Raw genomic sequence first — 18797 nt, 5'->3', positions numbered from 1 at the left:
CAAAGTAAACAGGGATTCTGTCGCAAAACTGCAATTAGTGTGTCAAATAGATTCGCTCTGATGAAAAGTTAGACTGGGACTGCTCTAACGAGGGCATCATAGGCTATAAATACTGGTGCAATAAAAAAATACGATTGTAGTTGTTCTTTTTAAGTATTATGGCAAAATCATAAGTTTCAACATTAAAGGTCACTAACGAACATTTATATTTTTTTGAAAGCATACGACATTACTTAAAGTACTTGCACTAATCGTATGCTTTCAAAGCTCACTTAAATAAATGAGTCTTGTTATCTATGTTTTCGTCCTGCTCACCGATTAAATTCCCCGTCCTCCATCAACATTGAGTATCTCTCCAGTTACAATTTTCGCCAAGTCGGAAGCGAGATAAAGGGAAGCTTGCGCAATATCCTCTGGTTGTATAAGGGAACCTAATGGAACACTATCCAAAAAGATTTTTTTCTTATCTTCTTCCATCAGTGTCCCATCCCCGTTCAAAAATTGATCGATCATCGGTGTATCAGCAGGTCCTGGGTTAATGGCATTCACACGAATTTTATACGGGGCGAACTCCAATGCCAATGCCTTGGTAAGCATAATTGCAGCTCCTTTTGAGGCGCAGTATGCATTTAAACCAGGACGAGCTCGAACCCCTGCAATCGAAGCAATATTTATTATCGAACCGCTTTGCTGTTTTTTCATGATTGGTGCTGCATACTTGGTAGTTAAAAAGATAGATTTCGTATTCACGTCCATAATCCGATCCCATTGTTCAATACTTAAATCTTCCACCTCTGTGAAGACCTGAGGTACACCAGCACAATTTACTACAATGTCTAATCTTCCAAAATCCTCCTCCACTTGCTGGAATAGTGAAGCCACGTCCTCGTTATTAGAAACATCGACCTGAACGGCCTTTACATTTTCGCTAGGAAATGAATCGCTAACTGCTTTAGCTGCCTCTATATTCAAGTCTGCGAAGATTACATTTGCTTTTTGTTCAACAAATAATTGTGCAATGGCTTTCCCCATACCTGAGCCTGCTCCCGTTACAATGGCTGTTTTCCCTTGTAATAATTTCTCAATCATAAGTTAATCACCACCATTTTTTCATCTGTCATTTCTTCAATCGTATATCTGGGTCCTTCCTTGCCAATTCCACTATTCTTAACTCCACCATATGGCATCATATCGTTGCGGTAAGTTGATGCGTCATTTACGATTACTCCACCATATTCCAGAACCTTAACTGCCTTTAAAGCTAAAGCCAGATCTCGTGTAAAAATGCCTGCTTGAAGACCATATTCCGATTGATTGGCCGACTCAAATGCTTCCGAAATATCCTCGTAAGGGATTATCGCCACTACAGGTGCGAACACTTCCTGGCAAACCACTTTCATTTTCGGCGTTGTTTGAGTTAAAACTGCTGGATAAAACAGGGAACCTTCTCTACGAATCCGCGTAAGCGAAACAGCACCTTCTGAGATAGCTTCATTGACCCACTGTTCTACGCGAATCGCCTCTTTTTCATTAATCATTGGACCTATATCCGTGTCCGGTTCTTCCGGATTCCCAACTTTTAGTTGCTGAACATATGAAAGATACTTTTCTGTAAACTCAACCAATACAGAATTATGCACATATAAACGCTGAACAGATATACATGCTTGCCCTGCATTGTGAAAGCTACGAGAGGCCGTAAGCTTGGTCGCTTGGTCCAAATCAGCATCAAAATGAATAATGTTGGGTGAATTGTTCCCTAGCTCCAACGCTACAGGGCGCATTCCACTTTTCTCTTTAATATATTGTCCAACTCCTGCTGATCCAGTGAAAGAATACATGGCAATCCTTTCATCCTGTAAAAGCCATTCACCAACTTCAGCGCCACCATTTACCACATTTACATATCCTTTTGGCAGTCCAGCCTCTTCAAACAGTTCTACTAATTGAAACGTGGTCACAGGTGTGTTTGGTGCTGGTTTGACTACTACTGTATTTCCTGATGCTATTGCTGGGGCGATTTTATGTATCGCTAACAATAATGGGTAATTAAACGGAGTGATGGCACCAATGACTCCTTTAGGGACACGGATTGTGAACCCCAATCGATTATCCGCTCCTTCGACGGCCTGTAACGGAATCATTTCACCAGTAATTCTTTTTGCTTCTTCCGCGGACAAACGCAAAGTTTCAATTGTGCGATCCAGTTCTCCTTTTGCATCTTTAATGGTTTTACCTACTTCTCTCACCAAGGTGATCTCAAATTCTTCTCTACGTTCTTGGAACAACTCGGAAGCTTTCAATAAAATTTGATACCTTTGAAATGCAGTTAATTTATCTTGTTTAAAACATTTTTGTGCCTCTGTTATAGCGTTATAAACATGTTGCTTTTCTGCCTTAGCAACACGAGTTAATACTTCACCTGTAAATTTATTGTATACAGGGATCGTTTCTTCTGTAGGTACTTGCTGTCCACCAATAGATAAATGATAGCCTTTAATAATCATTTTTTCTCCCCCATATTGGTTTTTAAACTCATTTCCCGTATTTTTGAAACAATAGCATCTCCCATTTCCATGGTATTAGCCGTTCCTCCGAGATCAGGAGTTCTGATTTTACCATCGAATAACACTTCTTCTATGGCGTTTAACACCAATTTTCCTAATTCAGGAAGTCTAAGGTGATCCATCATGAGACTAATGCTCCAAATTTGTGCAATTGGATTGGCAATACCTTTTCCTGCAATATCCGGTGCTGAGCCGTGTATTGGTTCGAACATCGAAGGATATTTCCTTTCAGGATTGATGTTTCCAGAAGGGGCCAATCCAAGTCCCCCAACTATAGCGGCTCCTAAATCTGTTAAGATATCTCCAAACAGATTGCTTCCCGCTACGACATCAAAACTTTCAGGCTTTGAGATAAAATAAGCAGCAAGGGCATCTATATGATAGAGTTGAACATCTACATGAGGGTACTCATTTCCAATTTCCTTAACGATTTCATCCCAAAATGGCATGGTATGATTAATCGCATTGGACTTTGTTGCAACCGTTAGCCTTTTCTTCGCCCTACTTTCAGCCACTGAATATGCATATTTGAGAATCCTTTCGCTACCATAGCGCGTAAATACATTGTTTTGTATCGCCGCTTCATAAGGAGTACCTTCGTGAATCCGACCACCGATATTCGAATACTCCCCTTCTGTATTTTCTCTAATTACGACAAAGTCCAAATCATCATGTGATTTATATCTCAAAGGGCTTTCCAATCCTTTAAGCAGTTTGACCGGCCTCAAGTTAACATATTGCTGAAAATTCCTGCGAATTGGAAGAATAAGTTCCCATACCGAAACATGATCTGGAACAGAAGGAGCTCCAACGGCACCAAATAAAATCGTGTCGTAATCCTCCAATAAACTCAATCCATTTATTGGCATCATCCTTCCATGTTTTAGATAATACTCACAATTCCAATCATAGAAATCGTAAAAAAATCTTACATCTGAATGTACTTCCTCAAGCACTTTTAAAACTTTCAACCCTTCATTAACTACCTCTGGACCAATTCCGTCCCCAGGAATAATTGCGATGGAAAAGTGTTTTTGCAATTTCTTCACCTCATTATGTTTCATAATAATGTGCTACAATTTCATAACTTGCAAAAACCGTGCCAACAAGATAAAAACACTGAAAATTCAGATATATTAAACAATAAAGGGGTTTTTTATTTCATTAACCGTTAGATAAGTGTTTTAAATCACAACGATATGTTGAAATTTAAAACACTATAGATTATATTCTTTTAGTTTTCTCCATAAAGTAGACCGGTCTACCCCAAGAGCTTGTGCAGTCTTAGTTTTGTTATTGAAGTATTTTTTTAATGCTGCCTCAATCAGTTCTCGTTCATTCACTTTAATGCTTAAGTCAGAATGATCTTTCTGGCTTTTGTTCCTATTAAGCTTTTGTAGAAGGAATTCGCCGCTTTGCACCGTTAAGGTCGTTCCCTCCTCAAGCAGTACCATTCGTTCAACTATATTTCTGAGTTCCCTTATATTTCCTGGCCAGTTATATGCCTTAAATAATGTATATACCTCATTGTCAATACTAACGATTTTCGTCTCGCGTTTTTCGTTGAATTGATTGACAGTTGCCTCCAATAGGTCTGGAATATCTATTAATCGATCCCGCAAAGGTGGTAACTCAACATTCAAAACATTAATTCGGTAATATAAGTCGGTTCTAAACTTTTTTTCTAAAATTTCTTCCTCTAATTTTCGATTTGTTGCAGCAATGATTCGAACATCAACTGGCACAACACGTTCGCCCCCTACCCTTCGTACTGTTCTTTCTTGAAGAACGCGCAATAATAGAGCTTGGATATGAAGAGGCATTTCACCGATTTCATCTAAAAATAAAGTACCACCGTGGGCAAGTTCAAATAGACCTGCTTTTCCTCCCTTATTCGCCCCTGTAAATGCACCCTCTTCATAGCCGAATAATTCACTTTCCAAAAGGCTTTCTGGTAATGCAGAACAGTTTACAGCAACAAAAGGGCCCAGTACACGTGGGCTTGCCAAATGAATACCTTGTGCGAATAATTCTTTGCCAGTTCCAGATTCACCTGTAATTAATACAGTTGCATCAGTTTGAGCAAATCGTTGGGCTAAATCTTTAGCCTTTAATAGTTCCGAGGATCTGCCAACTATATCACTAAGTCTATGTTTTGCTTCGAGTCCACTTTGATGTAACATCTTTCTAAGTTTAAGCTCCATCTTTTGAATATTAGTGATTTCTTTAAAACTTGAAACTACCCCGACTATTTTACCTTTTACAATCACTGGGAATCGATTGATGACAATTTGCCTCCCCATGACTGTTGCAATATCCCCCATTTCAATTTTTCCAGTTGCAAGAATGCGCATCAAATCGGAATGAGGGATAAATTCCGTAATCTTATGTCCTTTAACTCCATCTTGTAGACCTAGCAATTTTTTCGCATGTTCGTTAGCTACTGTAATTCTTCCCTCATGGTCTACTGCAACAACTCCATCGTGAGCAGATTTAACGATAGCTTCTACCTGATACCTTTCCATGGCTATACTTGCAGTTAATTTGTCTATAGAAATTGCCATTTGTATAGTAGAAATCAAAGAAGATAGGGAGGGTTTGATAAAATGTATGGTTCCTGTATGTGAATGAGTGAGTAAATCTTTCATCCAAACTGGAGCTACATACACCGAATCCGGTTGCATACCAGCTAAAAAAAACTCTTCTTTACTTACAAAATGTAATGGGAATCGTGGATCCTCATCAAATTCTTTTTTTAGCCATTCAATTTCTTCTTCTGATGCAACAACACAACATTTGTTGCTAGAATCATTCATTAGACCTTTTTTTTCTCTCGTTCTCTCAATATCATCCAGACGAATGGAAAGCGGAAGTATTGGAACTTGAAGAACTTCTAATTCTTTTTGGTGAATAGCCGGTGTTATAATGACCATCGGGTTCATAATCTGTTCTAACAAAGCATTCACAGAATAAAAACGGGCCGTTTTGTAACCTACTCCTTGAAACAGCTTTCCAATTTGATTTTCCAATGAGTCACTCATTTTATATAAAGCAATCATTTCACTTCTCCTTGTTAAACAGATTTGGGAATCAAATCTATCATTTTCATTACAATTATACACTTTACATACAATATATGGCACGCCATCTTCATGTCCAACTATATATTTCAAAGGTTTTTATGTTTGCTTTTCTCCCCACCATAAAGTAGCTTGAAATGAAAAAATATGACTTCTATTAAGAATAAAGCTTAAGGCAAATGACATTTTGGTTTTTAAGTAGTGTTTGAGTCTAATCTACTCTGTTTAAAACCAAAAACGGTCGTATTTATTTAACTCCTGGCCTTTATCTGCAAATACAAACATAATATTTGTATTGATTTAACAGTTCTGATTGTAGTAAAATTTGTAAAATTCCGATTATTTGGAGGGAGTAGATTGTCAAAGGAAATACAGAGTTACATTGACTGTCAAATGGTGAAAATTCCTGGGGGAGAAATAGAATTAAGGGATGATAGAATTAAAAGCAAATGGAAAACTGAAATAAGGCCATTCCTTCTTGCCCGTTATCCTGTTACTACGGATTTCTACTATGCTATTACAAATAAATCACCTAATTCTTTTGATCGAGATTTAAAACCTGTTGTAAATATTTCTTGGTATGATGCCATTTCTTTTTGTAATCTACTTTCACAGAAAGCTGGACTGGGAGAGTCTTATACTATTAATGGTGAAAACAATGTTTGTGATTGGGAATCAAACGGTTTTCGACTTCCTACAGAAGCAGAGTGGCAATATGCATGTAAAGCTGGGACTGCTGGTTATAGATATGGAGAGCTGAATAACATTGCCTGGTATAACGAAAATTCAGGGGGCAAAATTCATGAAATAGGAACAAAGGAACCGAATCCATGGGGGCTGCATGATATGTTAGGGAATGTTTGGGAATGGTGCTGGGATTTATATGATGAACAAGTGTACGGCACCTACCGTATTTTTCGAGGAGGTAGCTGGGCTGAGGATGCCAGGGGTTGTGGAGCTTCATGTCGTCGGCGCAGCCATCCGACATTTTGCATTGACGACCTAGGATTCCGTCTTGCCCGGTCTTTTTAACTTCAGCAAGCCAACTTCATTCAAGACTTACAGTTTTACTGACTGATATTAAATCCAGAAAAAAGAACCGCCTTACATGAATCAAAGCCTTACTGCTATCATAATTCTTTCCTGTTTTTTTTGGCTGGATTCCGAACAAAATAAAAAACCTGATAATTTTTCAGGTTTTTTAATATTTTCATCATTCGATTACCAGAGAAATGCGAGAAAAACTAAAGATGCAATTGCCCCAAAGGCAAATCCATTTGCGGCACCCCAATCATATCCTGCATTAAAACCTCCATAACCAAACCCCCCAAGGTTTCCGCCACCTTCAAATGGTCGAATATATACACGGTTCGGCGTAACCCGGTGTATGATTCCCCGATGTACGGTTCCTCTATTTGTACGAATTTCAACCGGTCTTCCAACACCTTGCCTGCATTTATGATAATAATTATGATATCCCATTTTGCTCTCCCCTTTTCAGTCGATTCTACATCGTATGCATTCGGGGACTAGCCTGCATGGATTTAATACCCACCAAATCTTTAAAAGTCTCTCCCATATTCCTTGTCAATAGTAAAAGCACTCTTCGAAACCAAAGCATAAAATACATTTATACATGTACCAAAGGAGATTATGCCATGAACCACTCATACCAAGACGCACTAGCCATAATTGGAATTGAAGGGGCACACCCTGGTGGATTTGAACTGACTAAGCAGCTCTTGAAAAATGAAGAAATCGACCATACATCAATGATCCTTGATGCCGGATGCGGGACTGGGCAAACCTCATCTTACTTGGCAAAAACGTTTCTTTGCCAAGTATCTGCGCTTGATAATCACCCAGAGATGGTGAAACATGCAACAAAAAGATTCCAACAAGCTAACTTAAGCATTGACCTATATAAGTCTTCAATAGAAGAACTGCCTTTTGACAATAATTCTTTTGATTTTATCATAGCCGAATCAACGACTGCATTCACGGATATACAAAAATCGCTCCGTGAATTTTTCAGGGTCCTTAAACAAGAAGGAACTTTGTTATCCATTGATATGACAGCAGAAACCAACCTTGATTCTACCTCAAAAAAAGAAATCATGGACTTTTATAATTTAAGAGAATTATTGACGCAATCCGAATGGTTAAAGGCCTTCCAAGAAAACGGATTTACAGATTTAAAAATCTTGAGATCTAGTACCGTCTTGGAGGAATTAATGAATTCTTCAGCATCAAATAGCTTCGTTCAGCCATTGAATGAATCCTTGGAGCGAGTCATGGACGAACATTACCGCCTCATTTTATCTTACGGAAACAGCCTCGGTTATAGAGTATACAGAGCAAGTAAAAAAAAGGGCATTCATCATGAATAACGCGGCTAAAGATGTGTGTGGAATCTTGAACACAATAAAAAAAACCTAGAACAAGTTCAAGGTTTAAATGGATGGTTCTCTTATCTTAGGCGATGATCTTTACACAATTTCGGCCATTCTTCTTTGCGGCATACAAGGCTTGGTCGGCCAGTGGCATCAATGTTTTGATGGATTGGCTTCGGTCACCAGCTTCAATTAAGGCATGAGTCACCCCGAAACTGCAGGTAACGGAAATCTTCTCATCATAAACCACTGTAATGCTTTCCGAAACGTTTTTCCTTATAATTTCGGCCAACTCATATGCAGTAGCTAAAGCGGTATCCGGCAAACATATGATAAATTCTTCACCACCATAACGCCCCAATAGATCTCCCTCCCGAATGTGTTCCTTTGCAGTATTTGCAACAAGCGTTATGACCGCATCCCCTGCTTCATGTCCAAATGTATCATTTACATCTTTAAAATGATCGATATCGAACATGATGACAGAAACACTGCCGCCTTCCATGTTTAGAGCATCGAATAACATTTCCGATTTATTAATGAAAAATGTTCTATTCAATATTTGGGTTAATCCGTCCAAGCTGGCCAGTTGTTTCAACTTTTCCAGCATTAGAACTCTTTCAGTTACGTTGGCGAAAGTGATGATCTGTCCGATAGGAAGGTTACTTTTGTTGAGCACAGGTGAAAAACCAATATGGTAATGTACCATATTACCATTTAGGCTGCAATTAAAATCACTGTCTTGCTTAAGGTCGATTATTTCCCTAAGACGATGATTCCCATTTAGCAGACTTGTAATCGATTTTCCTATGGAATGTTCATTCAACATGGGGATGACTTTGCGCATTCCATGATTATAGTCAACAATCAAACCCTGTTGATTTAAAACGATGACGCCCTCTTTCATACTTTCAAAGACAGTTTCCCGAGCGATCGGGGCTACATTGAACATTTGAAAAGTCAAAAGTGCCGCACCATGAAAGATAAACGTGATACTCATGGATACAGGACCAAGATCGATACCATATGAGCTTAATCCATTTATATAATAGTAATTTGCCATTATAGGAATAATAAGACCTGCCACCATCATTGATATTTGCATCCTGAATCTGAATGAGGATTTTTTCACCTGCTTTAGCAATATGATTATACTTAACATCACACATAAAAAAAGGAAAAGGGAGTGGACGTAAAACCAAGGGCCCCCCACCAGTTTAATAATTGGAAAAGGACTATCGCTTCTCAATTCCATTGATTTGTAATACAAGTGATGAAGGTCATTTGTATAATGCATGAAAATGGTGATGAACGGAATGATGAAGAGTGCATATTGCCAGATCTTCTTAATTCTCTGTCCGACATATTCAAGGCACATCAACAAAAGGAATACTGGTATGAATGGTAAGGCCAAGTACTCGACCCTTAACCAAAATATGATTTGTTTCAAAGATGTACTGGAAAGTTCGAAAGCATAGGAAAAAGTGAAAATGGAAGACAATAATGTCACGACAATATAGGGTTTTGCTCCAGGTGCCTCCTTGATCCTTAACTGTGCAAATAAACATAGGAACAAGCTTAAAACACCTGCCATTATAACTACGAGTATGTATAACAATAATTCCCGTGGCAATGCGATCAACTCCGTTTATCAAAAAACTTTTTCCGTTTATTATATTGCACTTTATGACTAGATTACTAGAGTTTATTCACGGAATTCTGAATTTTAAATGTCAGGATTTTATATACACGCCCTATTGGGAGGCTAAAATGACATCCGGTTTTCAAATAAAAACCCTGCTTCATCACTTTGAACGTGAGTGGCAGGGTTTCCGATTAAAGTGTAAATAAATGAAATATTTTGATGCGGGTTATACCTTTTCTGTTACTGCTGTGAATCGCTTTAAGAATGTGAGTATTTTTTGATAGACGGCAATTTCATTTTCTTTTTTGGAAAATCCATGTCCTTCATCTTCCAGAAGCATATAATCGACATCTCTTCCTTTATCCTTCAACGCCCGAACGATTTGATCTGATTCTGATTGGACGACACGGGGATCGTTTGCTCCTTGAATGACAAGCATTGGCTTTATCATGGATTCTAGATAGGTGATTGGCGAATACTCGATTAGTTTTTCTTTATCATTTTCCGGATTTCCTACCCACTGATCCATGACTGGCTTCCATTCTTCTGGAACGGAATTGATAAATGAGAAGAGGTTGGATGGTCCGAAAATATCGACAACCGCTTTAAAATAATCCGCATGTCGTCCGTGTAGCAGAAGTGCCATATACCCTCCGAAGCTTCCGCCCATCAATAGAATGTTACCTTTTTGTGCATGCCCTTGGTTAATGAGCCAATCAAGGCCGGCTACATTATCAAGTCTTGGTCCATTTCCCCAATCTCCTTCCACCATTTTCGTGAATTCCAAACCATAACCAGTAGAACCGCGGAAGTTTGGCGCAAAAATACTGTAACCGTGATTCAGGAAAAATTGAAATGATGCCCTAAAGGACTTCCGTTCTGCCGCTTGAGGACCTCCATGTGGCCAAAAAATGACTTCACCATTGTCATTTTCCCTTTTTGCCCTAAAAAATAACGATTCGATCTCCAGGCCATCAAAGGAAGGGTATGTAATGATGTCCGGTTCAACCAATTCATCGGAATCTACGCCAGGAACAGTATATTTAGTTAATGATACCCACTCATCACCTGTTTTTTTATAGATATTATGAGGCCTTGTTGCGCTCATGCCAAATAAGTATAGCGTGCCAGATGCAGCAACCTCAAGTTTATTAATGACGCTGCACGGTACGGGGATATTTCTCCAATCTTCATTTTGCAGATTGAATTCATATAATTGATCCTCTACACCCTTTTGACTGGTTATATATAATAGTTGATTCTCTTTACTATATTTAATGGCAGTAAAACTCTCATTCTCCAATTCTTTAACTTTACTGAATTTATTTGTTTCAAGGTTGTATGAAGCCAAATAAGTAAAGTCCGAATCATAATCAATCAATAAATATATCATCGAATCCGAAATAAAAACACCATCATTCACTGTGTGTTGTTTCTCGGAGGGCGGAGTGAGCAGGATATCTTCGTTCCCTTTTTTTGCATAGAGAAGGGTATATGTATTAGCAAAGTGTTTATAGTAAAGTAAGGTTTCTTCATCTGGGCTGAAGCCAAATAAATAGGTAGCTGTGTCTTTCCCCTCCAGTACCAGCCTTTCCTGTCCTGATTCTAAATCTAAACAATAGGAATTTAGAAAGGTAGGATTTCCTCTGGATGTCGTGTAATAGAGCTTTTTACTGTCATTCGATAATTTTGGCATGAAATTACGTGTATTTTCATGATGGACGATTTCCTTCATTGTCCCGCCATTCAAAGGAACCCCGTAAAACTGGGTATTTTCATTACCGTCTTGATCGAAACCAGCAATTATAAACCGGCTCTTCTTATCATATATCAGCTCTTGGCAGCTCTGATCAATGGATGTAAGCGGATAAGGAAAAGAGTTTGGCAAATCCATTCCCCATAAATTATACTTGCCGCTCAAATTGGTACTGAAAACCAGATGTTTTTCATCTGGACTTACAGCAAAATCAGCAATGGAAAAGGTTCGTAAAAATTGCTCAACATCAGGTTTGGGAAAAGTGATCATCATTGGCAGCCCCTCACATTTATAATATAAAGAAAAATCTGTAATTAACTATACCATATTTTTCCTCGTAACTGCAGGTAAAATGAACTCTAGAAATTCTCTGTCACCATTTATAAAAATATACTTCTTGATATAAGAATTAATCAGCTACAATCAAAACATCAAGGTGTCTAGCTTCCCTTAAAAGACGAACAACAATTGACCCTCCCTTAATTTCTTGCCATCTCGTTCTTGCTGATTGCCCTAAAATAATTTGTGTAGCTTTTTTGTCATGTAGTTGTTTCTTAATTTCATTGACCACTGAACGTTTATTCCTGGTTGTATGCAATACAAAGTGGCCTCCCAATCGATGTGTAAGGCTTACGAGTTTATTAAGTATCATCTCTTCATCAGTCCGCAGCTCTTTTTGATGTTTTACGAAAATAACATACCAATTTGCTTTAAGACGATAAGCTATGCGGAACCCTCTTCTAATTAGACGCTCAGAATCCGCTCTTAGATTGACGCTGACAAAAATCACTTCATCTTCTCTCCATGGTCCCCTTACTCCTTCCTTACGTTTCAATGACTCTAATCTGTCATCCACTTCATCTGCCAATTCACGGAGTGCAAGTTCTCTCAAAGCTATAAGGTTTTGTGTCTTGAAGAAATGGCTAAGTGACTGTTCCACTTTATCCAAAGCGTATATATCCCCCTCTAACATCCTTTGCCGGAGCGCCTTTGGGGAGATATCGATCAACTCAAGTTCATCCGCTAGTTGTAGAATGCTGTCAGGTACTGTCTCTCTAACAGAAACACCTGTTATTTGCTTTACACTATCTTTCAAACTTTCTATATGTTGAATATTCATTGTGGAAATTACCGAAATTCCGGAGTCCAAAATGGTCATTACATCTTGATATCTTTTTCGATTTTTTATTCCTGGTACATTCGTATGTGCTAATTCATCTATCAGGACCACCTCAGGATTTCGTATCATAACGGCATCAAGATCCATTTCCTCCAATAATACGTTTTTATATGGAATTAGCTTTCTAGGCACGATTTCTAAATTCCCCACTTGGGAGGCAGTATCTTTTCGCCCATGTGTCTCAAGTAATCCAATCACCACATCAAGTCCATTTTCTTTTAAGTGATTTGCCTCCCTTAGCATGGTAAATGTTTTTCCAACACCAGGAGCAGCCCCAATATAAATCTTAAATGTCCCTCTATTCACCCCTTCGACTTTTTCGTGCAATTCCTCAGGTGTGAGTCTGTGAAAGGGATCTCCACTCCTTTTTTCCGTCTTTATTGCGGGGATGATTCTCTCACCAAATGCTTTAACCCTGTCTGCTACAATAAATACATCAATGTCCTTCGATTTTCTCAATATGTTATTGACTATGGAACCGTTGATCATCTCCTCCAACGCTGACTTTTTGGATTGGCCAAGGATAATTCGTGTTATTCGATACTGCATGGAAAATCCGACAATTTCATCTGCTATTTCGTCTTCCTTCATTATTATCTCAATAAACTTTCCCTTTAATTTAGTGATTAGTTTTTGCATGGATCTTTTAAATATTTCTTCCTCTTTTGAGAGTTTTCTTGTTTTTGAGATAAAGGTAGCTATTATGAACTCACCGCCCAAACGCTTGGCAATTTGATCTCCTCGCCTAATTAATATGGAGCCATTCAAATGATATTGCACACAGACCAAGATTCGCTCCGTTGCACCTGACGGACCCAATAAACCTTCTAGTTCCCTTTGTTCAGTCAGATTCTCTTCAACTTCTTCAGCTAAATACCGAAGTGACAATTCCCTAAGAGTGGCTAGATTACCATTATTGTAAAACTGTAACAACCCTTCGTCTTTTTTCTCGATTTCCCCTTTTTGCAGACGTTTTAAAATGGCTTCAGGGGTAACATCCAAAAGACGTACTTCATCAGCATTTGTCAGAGTATCTTCGGGCACTGTAACTTGTACGTGAAATGGAAGTTTAAGTAATTGTTCAGCAACTTTTTTCACCCCTTTCAACTCATAAATATTTATGGTCGTTATAACACTGATTTCATTTTTAATTAATTCTTTAACGTCGTCCAATCTGGTTGGATTTTTTGCATTCCGATGATTTTTATGTGCTAATCGATCAACTAAAACCACCTCAGGATTCCGCTTGTAAATACCCTCCAAATCAAGATCTTGCCCTGTGTGTCCGTTTTGTTCCCATTCTATAGCAGGTATAAGTTCAAGCTTGCCTAATTGTTTATGTGTCTTAGGACTACAGGGCTTGCTGACTATTCCGACAACAACGTCAATCCCTCGTTTTTTCAATTCATTTCCTTCAAGAAGCAAATGGTAGGTCTTCCCCGAACCGCTTACAGCTCCAAGTATGATTTTCAACCTTCCCCTTTTGATATTAGAAATCGACTCTAGAATTTCATCTGATGTTTTCCTACGGAATTGTTCCGAAATATTACCACCTCCTTATAAGTTCTATTGCAATCAGAAACTCTCTCTCTCTACAACAAATTTATTTTAATTTGTCCAATGCCATATTTAACTCCAAAACATTAATTCGAGGTTCACCAAAAAGTCCAAATGATTTACTGCTCGTATATTTTTCCACAAGAAGATATACCTTTTTTTCAGACAATTCCCTTTCATGAGCAATACGGGGAACCTGTACCTTGGCGCCATCAGGAGAAATATTGGGATCAAGCCCTGACCCCGAATTTGTCATTAAATCAGATGGTATGTCTGCTTTATCGACAGTAGGGTTTTCTTTTAAAAATATTGAAATATCCTTTTTTGTCCGATCAATGAGCTCCTCATTTGAAGGAGAATAGTTTAACGTACCTGAATTAGCTGCATCATATTCAATAGATGAAACACGACCTTGAAAGTACCGAGGATCTTTAAAGGATTGGCCGATCATTTCGGAACCTATAATTTCACCCGATTCACTCTTAATTAAACTGCCCTCTGCATTTGCGGGCATCGTCAACTGTGCTAGGCCTGTCATCAACACCGGATAGGCCACTCCACATATGATAAGAAGCACAAAAACCAAACGTAAGTTTTTTAACATGGATTTCCACCCTTAATTTATATTTTTAAACCACTCTTAATACGACAAGAATTAAATCAATTACCTTAATTCCAATGAAGGGAACTAACACTCCCCCTACTCCATAAAGGGACAAATTCCTTTTCAACAATCTTGTAGCGCTCATAGGAACATATTTAACCCCTTTTATTGCCAAGGGTATTAGCAATGGAATGATAATGGCGTTAAATATTAAAGCTGATAATATGGCGCTTTGTGGTGTTGCTAAACCCATAATGTTCAGGGCTTTCATTTGAGGTATCGCCAACATGAACATGGCTGGGATTATAGCAAAATATTTAGCTACATCATTAGCGATGCTAAAGGTTGTCAATGCCCCCCGGGTCATGAGCAACTGTTTCCCAATGGATACCACTTCAATGATTTTTGTGGGATCTGAATCTAAATCCACCATATTAGCGGCTTCCTTCGCCGCGTTTGTTCCTGTATTCATCGCCAACCCTACATCTGCCTGTGCCAATGCAGGGGCATCGTTTGTGCCATCTCCAGTCATAGCAACAAGCTTGCCATCCGCTTGTTCCCGCTTGATGACTGAGATTTTATCTTCTGGCTTAGCCTCGGCGATAAAATCATCGACCCCTGCTTCTTTCGCGATTGTTTCTGCTGTTAAGGGATTATCCCCGGTGCACATTATGGTTTTAATACCCATTTTCCTTAATTCTTCAAAACGTTCCTTCATGCCTGGTTTCACTGTATCTTTCAAATATATAGTGCCAAGTATACGGCTTCCCTCTGTGACAACCAATGGGGTACCGCCTTTCTTTGCCACTTCATCACAAGTGTCTTTTAAACCGATAGGCACATTCCCTCCCTGATGCAAGATATATTTCATTATCGTATCAACTGCACCCTTTCTGACCCTTTTCCCATCAGGAAAGTCCGTTCCGCTCATTCTGGTTTCTGCGGTAAATTCGATTCCTTCCGTACCGTTTTTATTCAGCAATTTTTCAGGTAATCCATTTTTTTTGGCGAATTCCAAAACAGACCGGCCCTCAGGGGTTTCATCATGTAAAGATGCGTATACAGCATATTGGTAAAGCTCTTCCTGACTTATACCGCTAGCTGGTATTAAGGCAGAGGCCATTCTGTTGCCATGTGTTATGGTTCCTGTTTTATCAAGGATGATCGTATTGATATCACCTGCGGCTTCCACCGATTTTCCAGACTTCGCAATTACATTGAATTGGGTTACCCTATCCATACCTGCTATTCCTATGGCTGAGAGTAATCCCCCGATTGTTGTGGGGATCAGGCAAACCAGCAAAGCTACCAGGGTAGCGATCGGAAGGGTAACATGAATATATGACGCAATCGGAACTAGCGTGGTACATACAAGTAAAAAGATGATGGTTAAGCTAACCAGGAGTGTACCTAGTGCAATTTCATTCGGTGTTTTTTGCCTTTTAGCTCCTTCGACCAAATTAATCATCCGATCAAGGAAGGATTCACCAGGGTCTGCACTGACTTTAACTTTGATAAAATCACTAATGACTTTTGTACCTCCTGTTACAGAACTGAAATCCCCACCAGGTTCTTTTATTACGGGAGCTGATTCACCCGTAATCGCCGATTCATCTATAGCGGCCACTCCTTCAATGATTTCTCCATCCGTCGGTATTAAATCGTTTGCCTTCACTAAAACCATATCGCCTTTACGTAATTGCAAGGCATCAACTACTTTTACGGAACCATCTTTCTGGATCAACCTTGCTTTAGTATCCTGCTTTGTCTTTTTGAGGCTATTGGCTTGTGCCTTTCCGCGTCCCTCTGCAAGTGCTTCCGCAAAATTAGCGAAAATGATCGTTACAAATAAAATGATGGTTACTGCAACGTTATACCCCCTGTCAGCTATTCCATCAAAAATTTCAGGGAATATAGACAGAATTAAGGTAATGACAAACCCCACTTCAACAACAAACATGACTGGATTGCGAGCCATTACTTTTGGATTCAATTTTTTGAGTGCATCTTTACCTGCCTCATAAGCAATGTCCTTATTTATATTTGCTATTCGCTCTGTACTCATTTGGAATGCTCCTTTCAACATTTATCTAATCGTAAGCCATTCAGCGATTGGTCCAAGTGCTATTATGGGAAAGAAAGTCAAAGCTCCTATAATTAAAACCGTAGCTAAAAGAATAACAAGGAAGGTACTATTATCCGTTTTGAATGTTCCAATTGTCTCAGGAACACGTTTCTTTACCAATAATGATCCTGCGACAGCAATCATTGCGAACATCGAAAAGTAACGGCCGAACAACATGACTAAACCGGTGGAAATATTCCAAAAAGGTGTATTGTCGCCTAAGCCTTCAAAACCGGAACCATTATTGGCAGCAGAAGAGGTAAACTCATAAACTACTTGAGAAATACCGTGAAAACCAGGATTTGAAATAGCTGCTGATCCCATTTGTGTCGCTAAAGCGATGGCAGAGGGAACTAATATGATCAATGGGTGGAGAAGAATTGCTAAAGCTATTAATTTCATCTCCTGCCCTTCAATCTTCTTACCCAAAAACTCAGGTGTACGTCCCACCATAAGTCCAGCAAGAAATACAGCCATTATTGAATACATGAGAATATTGATTGTCCCTACACCTTCTCCGCCAAATACACAATTCAACATCATCATTGCTAGTGGAGCTATACTTCCCAGAGGCGTTAGGGTATCATGCATATTATTTACCGACCCTGTAGTGGCAGCTGTAGTGATGCTCGTGAATAATGCACTCTGAGCCACCCCAAAACGAACCTCCTTCCCTTCCATACTCCCACTCTCTTGTGAAAGGCCTACTTGCTCTAAAGCTGGATTACCATTTTTTTCATTGAAATAAGTCATGCCCATGAAGAGAAGTAGCATGAGTCCCATCGCTGAAAATAGGATCCAGCCTTGCTTCTTATTTTTCGCCATATATCCAAACGTCAACGGAAGGGCAGAAGGTATAAGGAGCATGGATAAGATTTCCAACACATTAGTAAAACCATTAGGATTTTCAAATGGATGGGCTGAGTTACCCCCAAAGAACCCTCCTCCGTTTGTACCTATATGCTTAATCGATTCCAGTGCCGCTACAGGCCCCCTTGCTATATATTGGGTCGCTCCTTCTAATGTTGTAGCAACTGCAGTAGTGCTGAATGTTTGCGGAACCCCTTGGGACACAAGGATTAAACCAATCAAAATAGATAAGGGAAGCAGCAATCGGGTAATCGTACGGATTAAATCCACATAGAAGTTTCCTAGACTCCTCTGACCAGTTAACCCTCTAAAGAAAGCCATACACAAAGAAAGGCCTGTAGCGGGTGTCGTGAACATCAAGAATATGATCACTGCCATTTGAGATAAATATGACAGGCCCGATTCCCCGCTATAATGCTGTAAATTGGTATTCGTAAGAAAACTTGCAGCGGTATTGAATGCCAGCAATGACTCCATGCCGTCTACATCACTGGGATTGCCCGGTAACTCCCCTTGGAAACGAAGGATCATATAAGAGATAAAGAACATCACTAAATTGCTCAATAACAAGGCCTTGGCGTACTGCTGCCATTTCATATCATGCGTCTTAATTCCGGACAGTTTAAAGATATACCGTTCCATCCTTCCAAAAATGCGATCTTGTTTCGTTATTTCAAGAGAATAAACACTCGTTAAATACTTAGCCAACGGCACGGCTAATATTACCGCAATTGCCAGTACCACAACGATTTGTAAAAAATCCATTTGCAATTCCTCCGATAGTAACCATTAGTATTTTTCCGGATATATTAAGGCATGTATTAAATACAGCGAAACCGCTCCGACGATGACCATTAAAAACATCTCGCTACTCACCCTCATTTGCTATGACTTTATTACAAAAATGAAGAAACCCTAAAAAGAGAATAAACGGTTTAACCATTAGTAAAATTGCTAACACATCCATTTTTATTACTCCTCCCACACAGCTCTTAAAAACTTTTGTTCCGATCCACCTCC

The 18797-nt window shown here is 39.1% G+C and carries 13 protein-coding genes; 2 read left to right on the top strand and 11 right to left on the bottom strand.

The window, feature by feature from the left end; translation table 11 throughout:
* Positions 1-318: 318 nt before the first annotated feature.
* The 4 genes from BW986_RS17495 to BW986_RS17480 form a co-directional block, all read right to left on the bottom strand.
* Positions 319-1089 (bottom strand): SDR family NAD(P)-dependent oxidoreductase, encoded by a 771-nt coding sequence (locus tag BW986_RS17495; protein ID WP_076369152.1) that lies wholly within the window; start codon positions 1087-1089, stop codon positions 319-321.
* Positions 1086-2507: an aldehyde dehydrogenase family protein gene (locus BW986_RS17490; RefSeq protein WP_076369151.1), complete on the bottom strand. Its 1422-nt coding sequence runs from the start codon at positions 2505-2507 to the stop codon at positions 1086-1088. Before BW986_RS17490 ends, BW986_RS17495 begins: the two co-directional genes overlap by 4 nt.
* The gene (locus BW986_RS17485; RefSeq protein ID WP_260320888.1) at positions 2504-3607 is read right to left on the bottom strand and encodes a tartrate dehydrogenase; all 1104 of its coding nucleotides are present in this window, start codon (positions 3605-3607) and stop codon (positions 2504-2506) included. The genes BW986_RS17490 and BW986_RS17485 overlap by 4 nt, the downstream gene beginning before the upstream one ends.
* A 177-nt stretch (positions 3608-3784) precedes the next feature.
* A complete protein-coding gene (locus BW986_RS17480) occupies positions 3785-5626 on the bottom strand; it encodes a sigma 54-interacting transcriptional regulator (RefSeq protein ID WP_081395678.1) in 1842 nt (613 codons plus the stop codon).
* Between the two features lie 414 nt (positions 5627-6040).
* On the opposite strand from BW986_RS17480, the gene BW986_RS17475 reads away from it, so the two are divergent.
* Positions 6041-6679, top strand: a complete 639-nt coding sequence (locus BW986_RS17475; protein ID WP_179086116.1) for a formylglycine-generating enzyme family protein — start codon at positions 6041-6043, stop codon at positions 6677-6679.
* A gap of 189 nt (positions 6680-6868) precedes the next feature.
* Here the strand turns inward: BW986_RS17475 and BW986_RS17470 are convergent, their stop codons facing one another.
* Positions 6869-7129, bottom strand: a complete 261-nt coding sequence (locus tag BW986_RS17470) for a hypothetical protein (protein WP_076369148.1) — start codon at positions 7127-7129, stop codon at positions 6869-6871.
* Between the two features lie 176 nt (positions 7130-7305).
* Here BW986_RS17470 and BW986_RS17465 point away from each other — a divergent pair, with 176 nt between their 5' ends.
* Positions 7306-8037 (top strand): class I SAM-dependent methyltransferase, encoded by a 732-nt coding sequence (locus tag BW986_RS17465; RefSeq protein WP_076369147.1) that lies wholly within the window; start codon positions 7306-7308, stop codon positions 8035-8037.
* Between the two features lie 85 nt (positions 8038-8122).
* Here the strand turns inward: BW986_RS17465 and BW986_RS17460 are convergent, their stop codons facing one another.
* The 6 genes from BW986_RS17460 to kdpA all read right to left on the bottom strand — a co-directional run bounded on the left by BW986_RS17460 (position 8123) and on the right by kdpA (position 18542).
* A complete protein-coding gene (locus BW986_RS17460) occupies positions 8123-9673 on the bottom strand; it encodes a histidine kinase N-terminal 7TM domain-containing diguanylate cyclase (RefSeq protein WP_076369146.1) in 1551 nt (516 codons plus the stop codon).
* A 238-nt stretch (positions 9674-9911) separates the two neighbouring features.
* Positions 9912-11711 carry a S9 family peptidase gene (locus tag BW986_RS17455; protein WP_076369145.1) on the bottom strand — a complete coding sequence of 600 codons (1800 nt, stop codon included), beginning with the start codon at positions 11709-11711 and terminating at the stop codon, positions 9912-9914.
* Between the two features lie 139 nt (positions 11712-11850).
* Positions 11851-14166 (bottom strand): universal stress protein, encoded by a 2316-nt coding sequence (locus BW986_RS17450; RefSeq protein ID WP_076369144.1) that lies wholly within the window; start codon positions 14164-14166, stop codon positions 11851-11853.
* Positions 14167-14224: 58 nt separating this feature from the next.
* Positions 14225-14782 (bottom strand): potassium-transporting ATPase subunit KdpC, encoded by a 558-nt coding sequence (kdpC, locus tag BW986_RS17445; RefSeq protein ID WP_076369143.1) that lies wholly within the window; start codon positions 14780-14782, stop codon positions 14225-14227.
* A gap of 25 nt (positions 14783-14807) precedes the next feature.
* Positions 14808-16847, bottom strand: coding sequence for a potassium-transporting ATPase subunit KdpB (gene kdpB, locus BW986_RS17440; protein ID WP_076369142.1), 2040 nt, complete (start codon positions 16845-16847; stop codon positions 14808-14810).
* Positions 16848-16868: 21 nt separating this feature from the next.
* Positions 16869-18542 carry a potassium-transporting ATPase subunit KdpA gene (gene kdpA / locus BW986_RS17435; RefSeq protein ID WP_076369141.1) on the bottom strand — a complete coding sequence of 558 codons (1674 nt, stop codon included), beginning with the start codon at positions 18540-18542 and terminating at the stop codon, positions 16869-16871.
* Positions 18543-18797 lie beyond the last annotated feature (255 nt).

The organism is Peribacillus simplex, assembly GCF_900156045.1.
In the GTDB taxonomy this organism is placed as follows: domain Bacteria; phylum Bacillota; class Bacilli; order Bacillales; family DSM-1321; genus Peribacillus; species Peribacillus simplex_D.
This window is presented reverse-complemented; position numbering and strand designations above follow the sequence as displayed.